General features: G+C 39.8%; 11 protein-coding genes. 7 read left to right on the top strand and 4 right to left on the bottom strand.

Annotated features, from left to right (window positions below; translation table 11 throughout):
* Positions 1–12 precede the first annotated feature (12 nt).
* The 7 genes from AC1DDX_RS08745 (at position 13) to AC1DDX_RS08715 (ending at position 10,447) form a co-directional block, all read left to right on the top strand.
* Positions 13–174 (top strand): cupin domain-containing protein, encoded by a 162-nt coding sequence (locus AC1DDX_RS08745; protein WP_477621959.1) that lies wholly within the window; start codon positions 13–15, stop codon positions 172–174.
* A gap of 252 nt (positions 175–426) precedes the next feature.
* Positions 427–3,594 carry a SusC/RagA family TonB-linked outer membrane protein gene (locus AC1DDX_RS08740; RefSeq protein WP_288880751.1) on the top strand — a complete coding sequence of 1,056 codons (3,168 nt, stop codon included), beginning with the start codon at positions 427–429 and terminating at the stop codon, positions 3,592–3,594.
* An 11-nt stretch (positions 3,595–3,605) separates the two neighbouring features.
* The gene (locus AC1DDX_RS08735; protein ID WP_477611748.1) at positions 3,606–5,096 is read left to right on the top strand and encodes a SusD/RagB family nutrient-binding outer membrane lipoprotein; all 1,491 of its coding nucleotides are present in this window, start codon (positions 3,606–3,608) and stop codon (positions 5,094–5,096) included.
* A gap of 127 nt (positions 5,097–5,223) precedes the next feature.
* On the top strand, positions 5,224–6,465 hold the full coding sequence (gene phnA / locus AC1DDX_RS08730) for a phosphonoacetate hydrolase (protein ID WP_172660649.1): 1,242 nt from the start codon (positions 5,224–5,226) through the stop codon (positions 6,463–6,465).
* A 36-nt stretch (positions 6,466–6,501) separates the two neighbouring features.
* Positions 6,502–7,950: a phosphonoacetaldehyde dehydrogenase gene (gene phnY / locus AC1DDX_RS08725; RefSeq protein WP_337715355.1), complete on the top strand. Its 1,449-nt coding sequence runs from the start codon at positions 6,502–6,504 to the stop codon at positions 7,948–7,950.
* A 2-nt stretch (positions 7,951–7,952) separates the two neighbouring features.
* Positions 7,953–9,113: a TIGR03364 family FAD-dependent oxidoreductase gene (locus AC1DDX_RS08720; protein ID WP_477621958.1), complete on the top strand. Its 1,161-nt coding sequence runs from the start codon at positions 7,953–7,955 to the stop codon at positions 9,111–9,113.
* Between the two features lie 32 nt (positions 9,114–9,145).
* Complete coding sequence (locus tag AC1DDX_RS08715) at positions 9,146–10,447, top strand: DUF5690 family protein (RefSeq protein WP_172660652.1); 1,302 nt, start codon at positions 9,146–9,148, stop codon at positions 10,445–10,447.
* A gap of 117 nt (positions 10,448–10,564) precedes the next feature.
* Here AC1DDX_RS08715 and AC1DDX_RS08710 read toward each other — a convergent pair whose 3' ends face one another.
* From AC1DDX_RS08710 to AC1DDX_RS08695, 4 genes are all read right to left on the bottom strand, one after another.
* Positions 10,565–11,317 (bottom strand): phosphatase PAP2 family protein, encoded by a 753-nt coding sequence (locus AC1DDX_RS08710; RefSeq protein ID WP_337715357.1) that lies wholly within the window; start codon positions 11,315–11,317, stop codon positions 10,565–10,567.
* Between the two features lie 29 nt (positions 11,318–11,346).
* Positions 11,347–12,639, bottom strand: a complete 1,293-nt coding sequence (locus AC1DDX_RS08705; protein WP_477621957.1) for a sensor histidine kinase — start codon at positions 12,637–12,639, stop codon at positions 11,347–11,349.
* Complete coding sequence (locus AC1DDX_RS08700; RefSeq protein ID WP_288880736.1) at positions 12,636–13,313, bottom strand: response regulator transcription factor; 678 nt, start codon at positions 13,311–13,313, stop codon at positions 12,636–12,638. The genes AC1DDX_RS08705 and AC1DDX_RS08700 overlap by 4 nt, the downstream gene beginning before the upstream one ends.
* A gap of 32 nt (positions 13,314–13,345) precedes the next feature.
* On the bottom strand, positions 13,346–16,146 hold a 2,801-nt coding region (locus AC1DDX_RS08695), incomplete at its 5' end, for an efflux RND transporter permease subunit (protein ID WP_477621956.1).

The following is a 16,146-nucleotide window of genomic DNA, read 5'->3' as shown; positions in this document are numbered from 1 at the left end:
GAATACAAATACCTGATAAAAGGAAAAATTGAATACCTGATAGAAGATAAGAACTATATTCTGGAAGAAGGAGATTCTATTTTCTTCGATGGAAGGTTAGGCCACAACCTATCTAATATTGGCGACTCTGACGTACTCATGTTAGTTGTTTACTACTTCATCACAAACGACTAATTAATACTTCCTTTCTTAAAAATAGTTTACAAATACTAAATAGTAAATCGTCGGATTTAAGCTATTGTGAACTATTTATCTTAAAATATGTCGTTTAAATACAAAAAATGACATATACAGTAACTATTATATAATTTTTTGCCTAAAATTATATATTTAAAAGTTTAGCATTTCTTAACATATTGTTTACATAAAGTGTTTACATTTGTATAAATACTAAACAATAGTATAGCCAAACTAAACTTTTAAAATATGAAAATTTGTTACTTATTAAAAAAGACAAGTCTGCTCACGGTAGTGATGTGGCTATTAACTTTCGGCATTACTTATGCCCAAAGTACAATTACAGGTTCTGTAGTTGATGAGAACAACCTGCCACTGGCGGGAGCTTCTGTAAAGATTAAAGGCAATAAAAGTGGAACGACCACAAACACCGAGGGTAAGTTTAGCATTTCTGCGCCCTCAAACACCATTCTTGTAATTAGCTTTATTGGTTACGCACCAAAAGAAGTTAATATTGGTTCACAAAACTCACTAAATGTAAAGCTTGATCCTGACCAGAGCGCTTTAGACGAAGTAGTAGTAACTGCACTGGGTATTAAAAAAGAGAAAAAACGTGTTGGTTATGCCGTACAGGAAGTTAAAGGTGAATCGTTACAGAAAGCGATTGCACCGAATGTGCTGGAGTCGCTTACGGGAAAGGTAGCTGGCTTAACCATCACCAACAATGGTGGCGACTTTTTCTCTGATCCGGGTATTTATTTAAGGGGGCGTAAACCACTATTGGTGGTTGATGGGGTTCCTAACGATACCGATATGTGGAACATAAGTTCGGACGATATAGAAAACGTTACTGTGTTAAAATCTGCGGCAGCTTCGGCACTTTATGGTTCCCGCGGAATCAATGGTGCAATTCAGATCACCTTAAAATCCGGAAAATCAATAGATAATGGCACAACAGTTTCTATCAACTCTTCTACAACCTTTCAGGGCGATTTCATCCGTATCCCCAAAGCACAAAGTCAGTACGGACCGGGAAATGCCGGCCAATACTCATTTGGTACAGGAGCAGCAGGCGGTGGCGGCACAAATGATTTCGATTATTCCATCTGGGGGCCAAAGTTCGACGGCAGATTAATTGCTCAATATGATTCACCAATTGATCCTAAAACAGGTAAAAGAATTCCTACACCTTGGGTTGCCAGATCAACTGATAATCTGGGTAATTTCATGGAAACAGGAATAGTAACATCAAATAACTTCTCGGTACAAAATCAGGGTGAGCATGGTAACTTTGTAATCTCTAACACGTACAAGTATTCAAAAGCTTCTCAACCAGGATCTAAATTAAATATTAACATTACCCGTTTACGTGGTGAATTTAAAATATCTAAATTAATTAGTCTTGAAGGTTCATTACAATATGACTACCAAAACTCAAATAATCGCTTACGCGCTGTATACGGACCCACATCAATCATCTACAACCTGGCTATTTGGGGCGGAGCTCATTTTGATGTAAGAGACTTTAAAAACTACTGGGTGCCAGGAAAAGAAGAGGTTCAGCAATACTTTGTGGAGAATTGGAGATACAATAATCCTTACGCTTTAGCTTATGCATGGCAAAAACCTTATGAAAAGAATGACATACTTGGAAATTTAAAACTAAATTTCAACATAAACAGTAAGCTTAACGCATTTATTAGAACCACATTAAATACGTATTCATTAACTGATGAGGAAAAGATAGCAGTAAGTATTTACAACTATGATATTGGTGACCGAGGCGGTCGTTATCGTTATAGCCACGACAAGATAGCGGAATCTAACACTGACCTTTTACTTAGCTACTCAGATAACTTCCTTAACAAAGATTTTAGTGTAGAAGCTACCTTAGGTGCAAATCAACGCTTTCACAATGCAGACTTCTATAGTGCTTCTACTACGCAATTAGTAGTGCCTGGAATCTATAAATTAAGCAATTCTGTTGATCAGGTTACACCAACCAGTTCAAAGTATAAAAAAGGTGTTTACAGCGGTTATGGCTCAGTTGATTTAGCCTATAAAAATTGGGTTTTCTTTGGTTTTACCGGCAGGGTTGACAATTCCTCTACACTACCTAAGAAAAATAGCACGTTCTTTTATCCATCGCTTTCACTTAGCACCGTGCTGACTGATGTTTTCACTTTTCCTAAAGCTATCAGTTTCTTAAAGCTCAGGGCTTCATATGCTAAAGTGGGCGGCGATTATGACATCAGTAACGGTACTTATCAATTCTATAATGCAACCAATGCCTACACCACAGGAAGCCGGTATCGTAATCTGCCAACGGCAACATATCCAAGCATATTGGATAATCCTGATATTTCGCCCGAATTTAACAAAAGCTACGAGTATGGAGCTGAAGCGCGCTTTTTCAATAACAGATTTGGTTTTGAATTCTCTTATTATGAGAACAATTATGGCCCACAGATCTTTACACAGCGCTTTTCTGAAACTTCTGGATATACCGGAATTCAATTAAACGGAAGAACTACTCAAAGAAGAGGAACCGAGGTTTCTATAAATGCTATACCTGTTAGAACAGACAATTTCACCTGGTCGACGCTTGTAAACTTTGACATGGGGAAAAATTATCTGACCTCTTTACCGCCCCTACCTGATGGTTCCCCTCAAACTCAGGAAGGAAGAACTAAGGTAGGTGCACGATTAGATGATTACTGGTATAATGAATGGGAAAGATCTCCGGACGGTCAGTTGGTTATTCAGCCTAATGGCTTACCAAGAAGAACAGATGTAGTGCGTTTGGTAGGAAACACACAAGCCAACTTTACATTGAGTATGGGCAACACATTTACTTATAAGGATTTTTCCCTTAACTTTTTAGTTGACGGCAGGTTTGGCGGGATAACTTACGATAGTTATGAAAGAGATTTATGGAGATCGGGCTCACACCCTGATGCTATACATCCTGAAAGGGAGCTTTCGAATATTGCGTATGCAAACGGTGGCGACCCTAAAACCATGCAAATACCGGGTGTAAAAATAGTAAGCGGAGAAATTACTTATGATCCGGAAGGAAAAGTTTTGACCGATACCAGAAAATTTGAAGCCAGTACTTATAAAGTAGATTATCAAAACTGGGCAGGTAGCTACAAAGGTGCCTGGGAAAATAATGTTATCGAAAAAACTTTTGTTAAACTAAGGGAGCTAACATTAACCTATAGCTTGCCAGCCAAGTTCTTAAAACAACGCTTTATCAAAAAAGCATCATTATCACTTGTAGGCAGAAACTTACTATACTGGACCAAGGATAAGACTTATGGCGACATGGACACCTATACGTTGAGCACGGGAGATACTGCTTTACAACATCCGGCACAACGGACATATGGTTTCAATTTAAACTTTAATTTCTAAAACTTTTGATGATGAAAAATTATATAGCAAAATCAATAGTAGTATTGATAATCATAAGCCTGACAAGTGGTTGCAAGAATTTCGACGACCTAAGGGACAATCCTAACAACCCCAACAAGGTTCCACCAAGTCTGTTGTTTACAGCAGTTATACCAACACCCGTATCGTCATTTTCTGATGAATACATAAATGCGCAGTACCATCTTTGGTCGGCTGTTGACAATGCATCGGCAGTAAGTTACCGTTTTGGCAGTGGCACTTTTAGCTATGCTACCCTTCGTAACATTGACAAGATGGAAAAGGAAGCGGCAACAACAAATGCACCGGTTTATAGCATTATGGCCAAGTTTCTACGCGCTTACAACTATGTAGAAATGACAACGAGACTTGGAGACATTCCGCTTTCGGAAGCCATGAAGGGCGCTGAAATACCACAGCCAAAATACGACACACAGAAGTCGGTATACATTCAATGCCTGAACTGGTTAACAGAGGCGAATAACGAATTAGGTGCATATATCAGCACCCATCCGGGAGAAAAAATAGCCGGCGATTTTTACTATAATGGCGATTTAAAGAGCTGGCAAAAAGCAATAAATGCGTATACAATAAGGGTATTGATATCGCTGAGCAAAAAAGCAGATGATGCAGATTTGAAGATTAAAGATCGCTTTTCAGCTATCATCAACAACCCGGCTCAATATCCGTTAATGGCTGGTTTGGGAGATAATATGCAGATTACTCATAGAGATGAAGATGGTTTTAGAGGAAATTACAATCCAAATGCCGCAGTGTATCGCGTAAGTGTGGTATTGGTTGATACTTATGTAAACTTGCTAAAAACTTATATGGATCCGCGTTTACAAAAAGTAGCAGATCCAACACCTAAGGCATTGGCCGCAAATCCAACAAACGAAACAGCTGTAAGGGAAGATTTTAACTCGTATGTGGGTGCTGATATCTCTGCAAGTGGAGCAACGAATGTTTCCAGAAAGCTGAATGGAGAAATATCTTATCCTAACGAGAGGCGCTTTTGGAATTTTATAGGCCAGCCATCTATTTTGATTGGCTATCCTGAACAGGAATTAAATATTGCCGAAGCCGCACATTTGGGATGGATTGGTACTGGCGCAAAAACCCATTACGACAATGGCATAAAAGCATCAATGGATTTTTATGGTGTTGATGGCAGCGTAACCGCTACTTATCTAACAAACAACGCTCCATATCTATTAGGTGCTGCAGGTTTAAAAAGAATACATGAACAAATGTATTTGGCCCTTGCAGAAAACTCAGGCTGGGAATCATTCTTTATGACCCATAGAACAGGAGTACCTACATATAAATTCTCTACTGAGAATAGTGTTACTAAAATTCCGGTTCGATGGGCTTACCCTACTGCGGAAGATACAGACAACAGAGCGCATTACCGAGCAGCACTAAGGTCGCAATTTGGGACAGAAATAGATGACAGAGACCAGATCATGTGGTTATTAAAATAAAGGTTAGTTTATATTAGCTGAGGGCCGTTTAAAAGCGGCTCTTTTCACTAATTTTATATGATCCAACACACACCTAAACAATACAACTACCTGAAAAACAATTTAAAGCAATAAAAACAACGTAATAATGAATAATATATCAACTCAACCCTTTTCAGCTAATGGTAAAACGTATACACCACCTGCAAAACCTATTGTGGTAATTTGCATGGATGGTTCTGCAGATGAATATCTGGATACCACAATGGCACACGATCGTATGCCTAACCTTAAAAAAATGGCTTTGCAAGGCTACAGAGGTATGGTGCGTGGTGCATTGCCGTCATTTACCAATGTAAACAACTCATCCATAGTTACAGGCGTTAGCCCTGCTGTACATGGCATCTGCGGTAACTTCTTTTATGATACTGCAAAGGATCAGGAAGTGATGATGAACTCATCGGAATATCTTAGAGCCGAAACACTTCTTGCCGCAGCTGCAAATGCTGGTCGTAAGGTTGCAGTGGTTACTGCAAAGGAAAAACTGCGCGACATCCTTTCTTACAAACTAAACGGCATTGCTTTCTCTGCAGAAAAAGCAGATCAGGCAAAACTGGATACCCATGGTATTGAAAATGCAGAACAGGTTATTGGTCACAAAACCCCTGCTATTTATAGTGCCGAAGCCAGCTTATTTGTGTTGCGCGCCGGTGTTGCATTGATAGCCAACGGCATGGCCGATTTCCTATACTTATCCTTAACTGATTATATGCAGCATACTTATGCGCCTGATACGGAAGAATCATTGGCATTTTATGAGGCACAGGATGTTGAACTAGGCAAAATGCTTGAGCTTGGTGCCATTATTGGTGCCACCGCAGATCATGGCATGAATGCAAAGGTTAAAGCCGATGGCACGCCTAATGTATTGTTTATTGAAACCATGCTTACCGAGAAATTTGGCTATGGCTTTAGGGTGATTTGCCCAATTACAGATCCTTATGTAAAACACCATGGTGCTTTGGGTTCTTACGTGGCTGTGCACATGGACGACACATCGAAGGTTAATGAAGTGAAAAACTGGCTTGCTGTACAACCAGGAGTTACCGAGGTATACGACAAAGAAACTGGATGCCGCATACTTGAGCAACCTTCAGATAGAACCGGAGATCTGTTTGTATTGTCAGCCCGCGATGTGGTTGTTGGTAAAACTGCAGCCCATCATGATTTAAAAGCATTAGATGGTACGCTGCGCTCACATGGTGGCAGGTACGAGGAAATGGTACCATTGGTAATTTCTCATCCGCTAAATGCGACCTACAAAATGAAAACACAGGGCGATCCCCGCAATTTCGATGTGTTCGATTTTACCGTTAACGGAACCCACTAAATACCCGCAGTTACAGTTTGAATTTATAGAAGGAAAATGAAAGAAGAAGATATTAATAACGCCCGCAATATTTTAAAACTGGCATCACTAATTGCCGGCAAGCCTGTTTCGTCAGGCAATCAATTGGCTGTACACAATCCTTACAATGGCGAACTGGTAGGAACTGTGGAAACAGCTGACTTAAACGATACCAATAATGCTATTGAAACCGCCCTTAAAGGTGGTGTTGCAATGACCCGCTTTGAAAGATACACTGTGCTTGATAAAGCCAGAACATTGCTTTTAGAAAGAAAGGAAGAATTTGCTCAGCTGATCACTTCCGAATCTGGCCTGTGCATTTCTGAAAGCACTTATGAAATTGGAAGGGCACATGATGTGCTTTTGTTTGCTGCTATTGAATGCCTTAAGGATAATGGACAGATCTATTCATGTGACATATCGCCCAACGGCAAACAACGCAAAATATTTACGACTTACGAGCCCCTAAAACTTGCGGTAGCCATCACCCCTTTTAATCACCCGCTAAACCAGGTTGCACACAAGATTGCTCCTGCCCTTGCGGCCGGAACTCCGGTGATTTTAAAGCCATCAGAAAAAACACCTTTAACGGCCATTCGCTTTGTAGAGTTATTGTATGAAGCGGGCTTACCTCCGTATATGTTGAGTGTTCTTTTAGGAGACACCAAAGTGGTTTCAGAAATACTGGTACAAGATCCAAGGATTGATGTGGTTTCTTTTACTGGCAGCGTTGCTGTGGGTAAACTGATTGCCAAAACGGCCGGCTACAAAAAGGTAATCCTGGAGCTGGGCGGAAATGACCCGCTGATAGTTCTTGAAGATGCCGACCTTGATTTGGCAGTAGAACTGGCCGCTGAAGGATCATTTAGAAACTCAGGTCAACGCTGCACTGCCGTAAAACGGATTCTGGTACACGAAAGCGTATCTGAAGAGTTCACCAAACGTTTTGTCGAAAAAGCTAAAGGATACACCTGTGGTGATCCTTCTAGCTCCGCAACCAGAGTTGGGACAGTTATAGATGAACAATCGGCCGTGTACCTGGAGGATGTTGTAAACAAAGCAGTTGCGCAAGGTGCAAAAGTGCTGCTTGGTGGTAAACGTACTGGTGCCCTATTGGAACCAACTGTGATTACCAATGTACCAAGAGACGCTCAAATGGTAGTCCAGGAGTCTTTCGGCCCACTTGCTCCTATTTTAACTTTCAAAAACATAGCCGATGCAATTGAACTTTCAAATTCTACTGCCTTCGGCTTATCATCAGGAGTGGTTACCACAAACATGGAACATGCCATCCGTTTTGTAAAGGAACTTAAAGTAGGTACGGTAAATATTAATGAAGTACCCGGATACCGCATAGAAAATTCTCCATTTGGAGGAATTAAGGATTCGGGTTTAGGTATAAAAGAAGGAGTAATTGAGGCCATTAAGTGCTTCTCTTATGTAAAAACATTTTCAATGCCCTGGTAATTATGACAAAGAATATTCAATATGATTTAATAGTGGTGGGCTCAGGTATACTGGGTACTTTTCACGCGTTACATGCTTTGAGGTTAGGTAAAACAGTACTGCTTACAGAAAAAGATCAATATCCTGTAAATGCTACGGTACGGAATTTTGGACAGGCAGTAGTATCTGGTATGTCGTCTGACTGGTTTGATTACGCGAGGAGATCAACCGAACTGTATCAGGAAATACAGCAGGAAGCCGACATCAGTGTACGTAACAACGGCACTGTTTATCTTTCTTCTGATGATGATGAAACTCAGTTACTGCACGAGCTAAAAGAAAGGATGGATGCCATAGATTATGAAGCTAATTTGTTATCTGTAGATGATTGTTTAGCGAAATGGCCATCATTAAAAAGAGAATACTGTAAAGGTGGGCTGTTCTTTCCACAGGAAGTAAGTGTGGAGCCAAGCAAGCTGATTTACCAGTTAATTGAATATGCTGTTGCTAAATACCCTAAACTTACTTACATGCCTTCAACGGCAGTTTTAGATTGCGTTGTGGMAGGTGATCATGTTGAAATTACAACTGCTACCCGGCAAACATTTACTGCAGAAAAGGCTATCATTTGCAATGGAGGGGAGTTTAAACTGCTGTTTGCAGACCTGTTTAAACAAAGCGGGATCATATTAAGCAAACTCCAGATGATGAAAACTGTACCAATGCCTGAAGTACAATTGGAAGGAAATATCCTAACAGGCTTGTCTATCCGCAGGTATGAGTCATTTCAGGAATGTCCATCGTTCTCCGGAATTTCTACTCCTGAACATTATAAAGAATGCCAGAAATGGGGAATTCATATTCTGTTTAAGAAGGCAGTAGACGGTTCCATTATAATTGGCGATTCGCATGAATATGCAGACGTAAACCATACAGATGATCTTGGTTTTGGCATTAACAGCCATATTAACGAACTGATGTTAACCGCAGCACAAGAGATTGTAAGCTTTGATGTACGTAAAATAGCATCGACCTGGGCTGGCTTTTACCCTCAGCACAACAGCAAGCATATTGTGGAATACGATATTGAAGACCGGATACATATCCGAACTGCAATTGGAGGCAAGGGCATGACGTCATCGGCCGGATATGCAGAAGCAAGTATAAAAAAGATTTACAACTAGGCAGACTCAGATAAACTCTACGATCAATCCTTATGAAGCGAATAAACCATTTAATGGCCAACTCGAAACTCTTCTTTATTATCTGGTGTATGCTTGCCGCCTTTGGCACTTACTTTTGCATGTATGCTTTTAGAAAACCTTTTACCAATGGAACCTATACAGGGATAACACTCTGGGATCTTGATTACAAAGCGATCTTAATAATTGCGCAGCTTATGGGCTATATGCTTTCTAAGGTAATGGGCATAAAGGTAATTTCGGAGCTTAAGGCATCTGGCAGAAAAAAACTAATCATTTTTCTTATTCTTTTTGCGGAGGCGGCACTCCTTCTTTTTGGAGCAGTACCGCAGCCCTACAATTTCTTTTTTCTGTTTTTAAATGGCCTTCCACTCGGCATGGTTTGGGGAATTGTGTTTAGCTATCTGGAAGGCAGGCGCTTTACAGAAACACTGGCCATGGGATTAAGCATTAGCCTGATCTTTTCATCGGGGATGATCAAAACAATCTATTTTACCGTACATGAATGGGTACCACTAGTTTCAGAATTCTGGATGCCTGCATTGATAGGCGTACTTTTCTTACCGCTGTTTCTCACTTTTGTCTGGATGCTTTCGGTGATTCCCGAACCCACTGAAACCGACAAGCTATTGCGTGTTGAACGTTTACCGATGAATGCTGAGGATAAACGTTCGGTGATGGCAGAATTTGGCTTCGCGATTTTTGGCATTGGTTTGATCTATATGATGCTGACCACCATGAGGGATTTTAGGGATAATTTTTCTGTCGAGATCTGGAATGAAATAGATATTCATTGGGATAAGGGTGTATTATCATTAACAGAAACGATTTCCGGAATTATCGTTTTAATTGCCATAGGTAGTCTTTCGATGATACGCAACAACATACGCGGTTTTTGGGCTACGCAATATCTGATTGCCCTTGGCCTTGTACTTAGTGGTGGTAGTACCCTGTTTTTCCAACTGCATCTGATAAGTCCTTTTTGGTGGATGTTACTGGTAGGAATGGGGATGTTTTTAGCTTACACTCCTATTCAGGTAGTGCTGTTCGATAGGATGATCGCTTTATTTAAGATCAAGGCCAATGCGGGATTTTTTGTTTACATCTGTGACTCGGCAGGATACCTGGGCAGCGTATTCTTACTGCTTTACAAAGAATTTTTCATGAAGGATTTAAGCTGGTGCAAGGTATTGATTCGGTTCAGCTATACACTTACAGTGGTTTGCCTGATCCTATTGGTTATGGTATCTGTATTTTTTAACCGTAAAATTGGCATTAAAGGTCCGATTACCGGGGTATTAGACAGAAAGGTTTAAAACTGGATCATAACTCCTCATTCCTAGAAACCGAATGATCTCTTGGTTATGCTAATTGCGTAGTAGCTAATTCATAGTCAAGAGGTCTCTACTGTTCTCGAGATGAAGACAGGTTATTTAAAACTGGCCAGATAAAGAAAAGCCGTAAGCCTTGTTTTGATACATGGGCACCACACTAAAATTAGAAGCTTGCTTACCCATGATCAGCTTTTTTAAATGTGGGTATACCAGGTAACTTATTTTGGTTGACAAAATACCGAAGCCTGCTCCTGCTACCACATCACTAACCCAATGCCTGTTGTTGTATAATCTAAAAACACCTGTAGCACCGGCAACGGCATATCCGGCATACCCTATCCACGGCGATACATCTTTATATTCCTGTTTTAAAAACTCCGCTGCCGCAAATGATGTTGCGGTATGCCCCGAAGGGAATGAGTTGTTGGTACTGCCATCAGGACGAAGCCTGTTTGTAGTAGATTTAACAATAAGTGTAGAGGCTTTCATTAATCCAAAAGAGATTGCATAAATACCTGTAGCATCTGCAAGATTATGTCGGCCTTTTACACCCGATAGATTTAAGGCATAAACCGCCGCTGCGGGAGCATATTGCATAAAATTATCGGCATGTACGGAAAAGAAAGGGTGATCTTCCTGTAATTCATTACGGGTACTTACATCCAGGTCGTGTACAAAATTATTACCACCTCCCATTGCTCCGTATGCAAGAAACACCGCCGGAATGATAAAAGGTGCAACTTTAAAGGTATTCTTTTTTTGAGGCAGTGAGTCTGTTTGACCGGAGTACTGCGCGAAACTGCAAAAAGGTAAACAAAGGACAATTACAAAGCCGTACTTCATCTTAAACATCTTCTTATTTATTAAATTCTTAATCAAAACTAAACACCAAATTTGGAGTAACTCTGAAGTTCCCCTTCTAAAAAACTCACCGTAAAAATGTGTTGTGAATTCTGATAAGCATAATTTAACTTAAAATGATATAAGTTGCAAATTTGATTGGATATAGCAAGGCCTAAGCCCATTCCTTCTGAGGCAGTATTTTTATAGAATCTTTCAAAAACCTTATCTGCAATCAACGCTGTATCTAAACCGGTATTACTAACGATAAGTTGGCTATCATTTAATTGAATAAAGATCTGGCCGTCTTTATAGTTATGACGGATGGCATTACTAAGCAGGTTATTGATCAACATATCTGCAAGATGCTTGTTCATATTGATCTGCTTGTGAGCAAGGTCTGTTCTAAGGTTTATGTTATGCAGTTGAAGCAGCTCCTGGAATTGTCTTGTTTTTTGCCTGATCAAGTTATCCAGCGGAATCGTTTCCTGATCTGCTATCAGATTATTCTCGATCTTAGCAAGCATCAGTAAGGTTTGGTTAAGACGAGATAACTTGCCTACTGCAACATAAATATCTTCTATAAGCTCGCCTTGTGAATCACTGAATGTTTCTGTTTGAATCAGTGTATCTAGTTTGGAGTYTATTACCGCCAGAGGAGTCATCATTTCATGAGACGCATTGTCTGTAAAACTCTTCAATTCCCTGTAATCTTGTTTTACACGCAAGGACATGGTTGCAACTGCCGTATTTAACTCTGCAAATTCATCGATTTTTGTTGATTCTATTCTGATATCATTTTTATCTGCCAGATTAAAGGCTTTCATTTGTAGCAGTATTCCATAAAAAGGCTTCCATATATTATTGAGAATAAACCTATTGATTAACAACAGGGTGATTAGAAGCAAAATAGTTACGCTAAGGGTTATTAAAACTATTATTCTAACCAGATCTTCAGACTCTACTCTGGATTTTGTTACCGTAACAGAATATAATTTCCCATTTACTTCTACCGTATAAATGAGGCTTCTCCCTGGTTCAATCTTTTGTTCTGATTTATTAAAATAATCATTATAGAAATACCTGCGTTCAAAATTATGACCAGAGTCAATAAGGCTATAGCTTACCTTTTGTTCTTTAAAACTACCTGCTTGTGGCAATTTGCCATTGGCTTGCACATAGGCAACAATTTCATCTTCTTCGATTTCCAGATCCCTATCCAACTGATCTGTCAGGATATAATGGATTACCGAATAATAGATTACCCCAGTAAATACAAAAACAATAATAGAGGCAATTAAGGTGACCCTGTTATATTTTGCGGATAACTTCATACATTTTCAAATTTGTAGCCTACACCATACATAGATTTGATGTAATCTTTGCATCCTGCTTCTACCAGCTTTTTCCGTAGGTTTTTAATGTGGGTATAAATGAAATCGAAATGATCGGAAAGGTCAATCTCATCACCCCATAAGTGCTCTGCTATTGCACTTTTGGTAGTTACCTTGCTATGATTTGCAATAAAATAAACAAGTAGATCATATTCCTTACGGGTAAGGATTAACACATTATCTCCTATCTTCACACTCATTGCCTGCGTATCAATATGTATTTCATTAAAAGTGATAATGTTGCTGCCATTATAACTTTTTCTGCGAACTATTGCTGTTACCCTTGCTTTAAGTTCCGACAGGTGAAAGGGCTTTACAAGGTAATCATCAGCACCAAGGTTCAATCCATCAAGCTTATCATCAAGCGAATGCCTTGCAGAAATGATAAGTACCCCGTCTTTTTTATTGATCTTTTTAATTGCACGCAGAATCTCCATCCCATCGCCGCCCGGTAGTGTTAAATCTAAAAGAATACAATCATAATTATAGATGTTAACTTTCTCTATTGCCGATTTATAGTCTGCTGCGGTTTCGCAAATATTACCTTCATCTGTAAAATAAGTGATAATACTTTCGCGCAATGAGCTTTCATCTTCTATCAATAATATTTTCATTCTGGAGATGTTAAAAAATTAAATGTAGTAAATTAATAAGGCAGTTTATGGTCTTTATAGAGTAAGTTTATCATGCTGGGCAAAACGATAAGCAGTAAGGGCATAGCAACAATAAAACCACCAATAACAGCTATTGCCAATGGCTGATGGAGTTGCGCCCCGGCTCCAATACCCAATGCAAGAGGCATCAGTGCAATTATAGCTCCGAGAGCCGTCATTAATTTTGGACGTAATCGCGTTGAAATGGCATAAACAATGGCATCCTGAACTTTATTTTCCCTACAGGACTCTTTAAACTGCAGGAAGGTAAAAATTGCATTTTCGCCTATTATACCTATGATCATAATCAGGCCTGTATAGCTCCCCACGTTTAGGGCCGTATGAGTTAAAAACAATGCCAAATAACTACCTGAAATACCCAAGACAGCTATAAATAATATAACAGTAGCAATTTTAAAATCTTTAAACAGAAATAAAATAACGRCAAATACAAGCAAGCTTGAGGAAACCAGGATCACAAGGAGTTCTTTAAAAGATTGCTGTTGCTCTGCATAAGCGCCACCATATTCGATATGATAACCAGCAGGCAAATGAATACTGTTTGAAACCTGCTGCCGGATATCCTGAATTGTGGTTCCAAGATCCCTGTTTTCAAGACGGGCCGTTACTACACCCATTGCCTGCAGATTCTCCCGTTCAACCTCTGCTTCTCCGGCATTTATATCGATAATTGCCAGATTAGTGATTGGTACCAACTTACCATCGGGCAAGAATATCTGCATTGATTTAATTCCTTCTACATTATATTTTCTGCTGTTTGGATAAATAAGCCTGATGGTTGAGAGTTGCTCTTTTTCGAGAACAGCGCCAGCAGAATTTCCTTCTAAAGCCATTTGCAATTGATACTGAAAATCGGCTACACTGATACCGTATTGTGCAAGCTGGCTATAAATGGGCCTCACATCAATAGAGGGCCCGGCTATGATAACGCCATCAAATACATCCGCAGCACCCTTAACCTTAGAGACAATAGCAGCAACAGCTTTAGAAAGGGTCGTAAGCTTTGAGTGATTATCTCCAAAGATTTTAATTTCTACGGGCTGGGTTGAACTCATAAGATCGCCAAGCATGTCGCCAATTACCTGTCCGAAATCTATTTCGAGAGAGGGTTGGCTAGCAGTTATCTTATTACGGATTTCGCTTATCACCTCTTGAGTTGTTCTGCTGCGTTCTTTTTTAAGCTGAATAAGGTAGTCTCCATTATTGGGCTCCGTAATAAAGAAGCCCATTTGGGTACCTGTTCTTCTGGAATAAGTTTCTACATCAGGAATTTTTATAATGATCTGCTCTACTTCTTTCAACATCCTGTCGGTTTCCTGAAGAGAGGTTCCCGGCGGAGATTTGTAATCGAGTACAATACTACCTTCATCCATCTCAGGTAGAAATCCTGTTTGGAGTTTTGGCAGTATGAGTATAATAACTAGAATAAGTACCACTATTGCCGCAAAACTGAACATCGGTTTTTTGATAAACCACATTACCCATGCCTGATTTTTCACAGTATGGACTTGGGTTTGTTTCCTTCCCGAAGGTTTTACCTGTTTACCTAAAAGCAGGTATACTACAGGCAAACAGATCCAGGTAACAAAAAAAGAACAAATCAAAGCAATGATCATGGTGTTGGTCATCACCTTGAAATAGGCACCAGCTACTCCTGTCATTAGTAAGAAAGGAATAAAAATAACTATAGTACTAAGTGATGAGCCCAGCATCGCCTGAAAAAGATATCGGATTGCTTTATGAACCAGATCATCGCTTTCCAGCTCCGGATATTCCTCATGAGTTCGATGAATTTGCTCCACTACTACAATTGCATCATCTATAATTAAACCTATTGCGGCAGCAATAGCCCCAAGAGTCATTATATTTAGGGTATAACCAATGCTATATAATACAATTACCGTTAAACAAAGCGTTAGCGGAATGGTAATAAGAATAGTACTGCTGGCCCTTAATGACCTCAAAAAGATGATTGCAACAATAATTGCAAGGCCTAAGCCTATCCAAAGGCTATCGGCTACACTTTTCACAGAATCGTTAACAAAATCGGCCTGTATGTAATAAGGCTTGATGCCTACTCCAGGAGGTAAAATGCTTTGTAAAAGCTTAATTTTTTTCTCCATCTCCTGAGTAAGGGTAATCAGATTGGCCTCGGGCTGTTTAATAACCGCAATCAATACAGCATCATGACCATTTGCATTGATTTTGGTATACTCTACCCCTTCTTGTATGCTTACCCTGGCGATATCTTTAATTTGGATAGCTCTATGTCCGTTATTGCTAACAACAACATCTTCCAAATCCGACCTGGTTGTTACAGCCGCATCTGTAATGGTTAAGTACAATAGTTTATAATCTGAAAGATATCCGTTTGAGCGGATGAAATTGGTTTGACTTAAAGCAGTATTTACCTGCTGAGGAGTGAGGTTGAGCGAACTCATTTTATTTTTATCCAGTTCAACCCAGTACTCCTTAGCCTTTCCGCCGCTCACACGCACTTCCGCCACTCCCTCAACCTGAGAAAGGAAAGGTTTGATGGTATAAGTGGCTATTTCACGAAGTTCAATTGGAGACTTACTATGACTTTCGAGTGTATAACCCATTACCGGTAATATGGAAGGGTTCATTTTTTCAACCGATATGTTGATATCAGGAGGCAGTGCGTTCCTGATCTGATTGATTCTGGATTCTATGCGTTGCTGGCTCAAGTCAATATCCGTATTCCAGTTCATAAACGCAGATATTTCGCAGCTCCCTCTACTTGTAGTACTTC

Source organism: Pedobacter sp. 10L46_2 (genome assembly GCF_056395165.1).
The sequence above is the reverse complement of the archived record's forward strand: the minus strand, read 5'-3'. Positions and strand labels throughout refer to the sequence as shown.

Bases quoted from the DNA above. Each gene is read 5' to 3' on its own strand.
- AC1DDX_RS08740 (WP_288880751.1), top strand. From the start codon at position 427: ATGAAAATTTGTTACTTATTAAAAAAGACAAGTCTGCTCACGGTAGTG.
- AC1DDX_RS08735 (WP_477611748.1), top strand. From the start codon at position 3,606: ATGAAAAATTATATAGCAAAATCAATAGTAGTATTGATAATCATAAGC.
- phnA (WP_172660649.1), top strand. From the start codon at position 5,224: ATGAATAATATATCAACTCAACCCTTTTCAGCTAATGGTAAAACGTAT.
- phnY (WP_337715355.1), top strand. From the start codon at position 6,502: ATGAAAGAAGAAGATATTAATAACGCCCGCAATATTTTAAAACTGGCA.
- AC1DDX_RS08715 (WP_172660652.1), top strand. From the start codon at position 9,146: ATGAAGCGAATAAACCATTTAATGGCCAACTCGAAACTCTTCTTTATT.
- AC1DDX_RS08710 (WP_337715357.1), bottom strand. From the start codon at position 11,317: ATGTTTAAGATGAAGTACGGCTTTGTAATTGTCCTTTGTTTACCTTTT.
- AC1DDX_RS08700 (WP_288880736.1), bottom strand. From the start codon at position 13,313: ATGAAAATATTATTGATAGAAGATGAAAGCTCATTGCGCGAAAGTATT.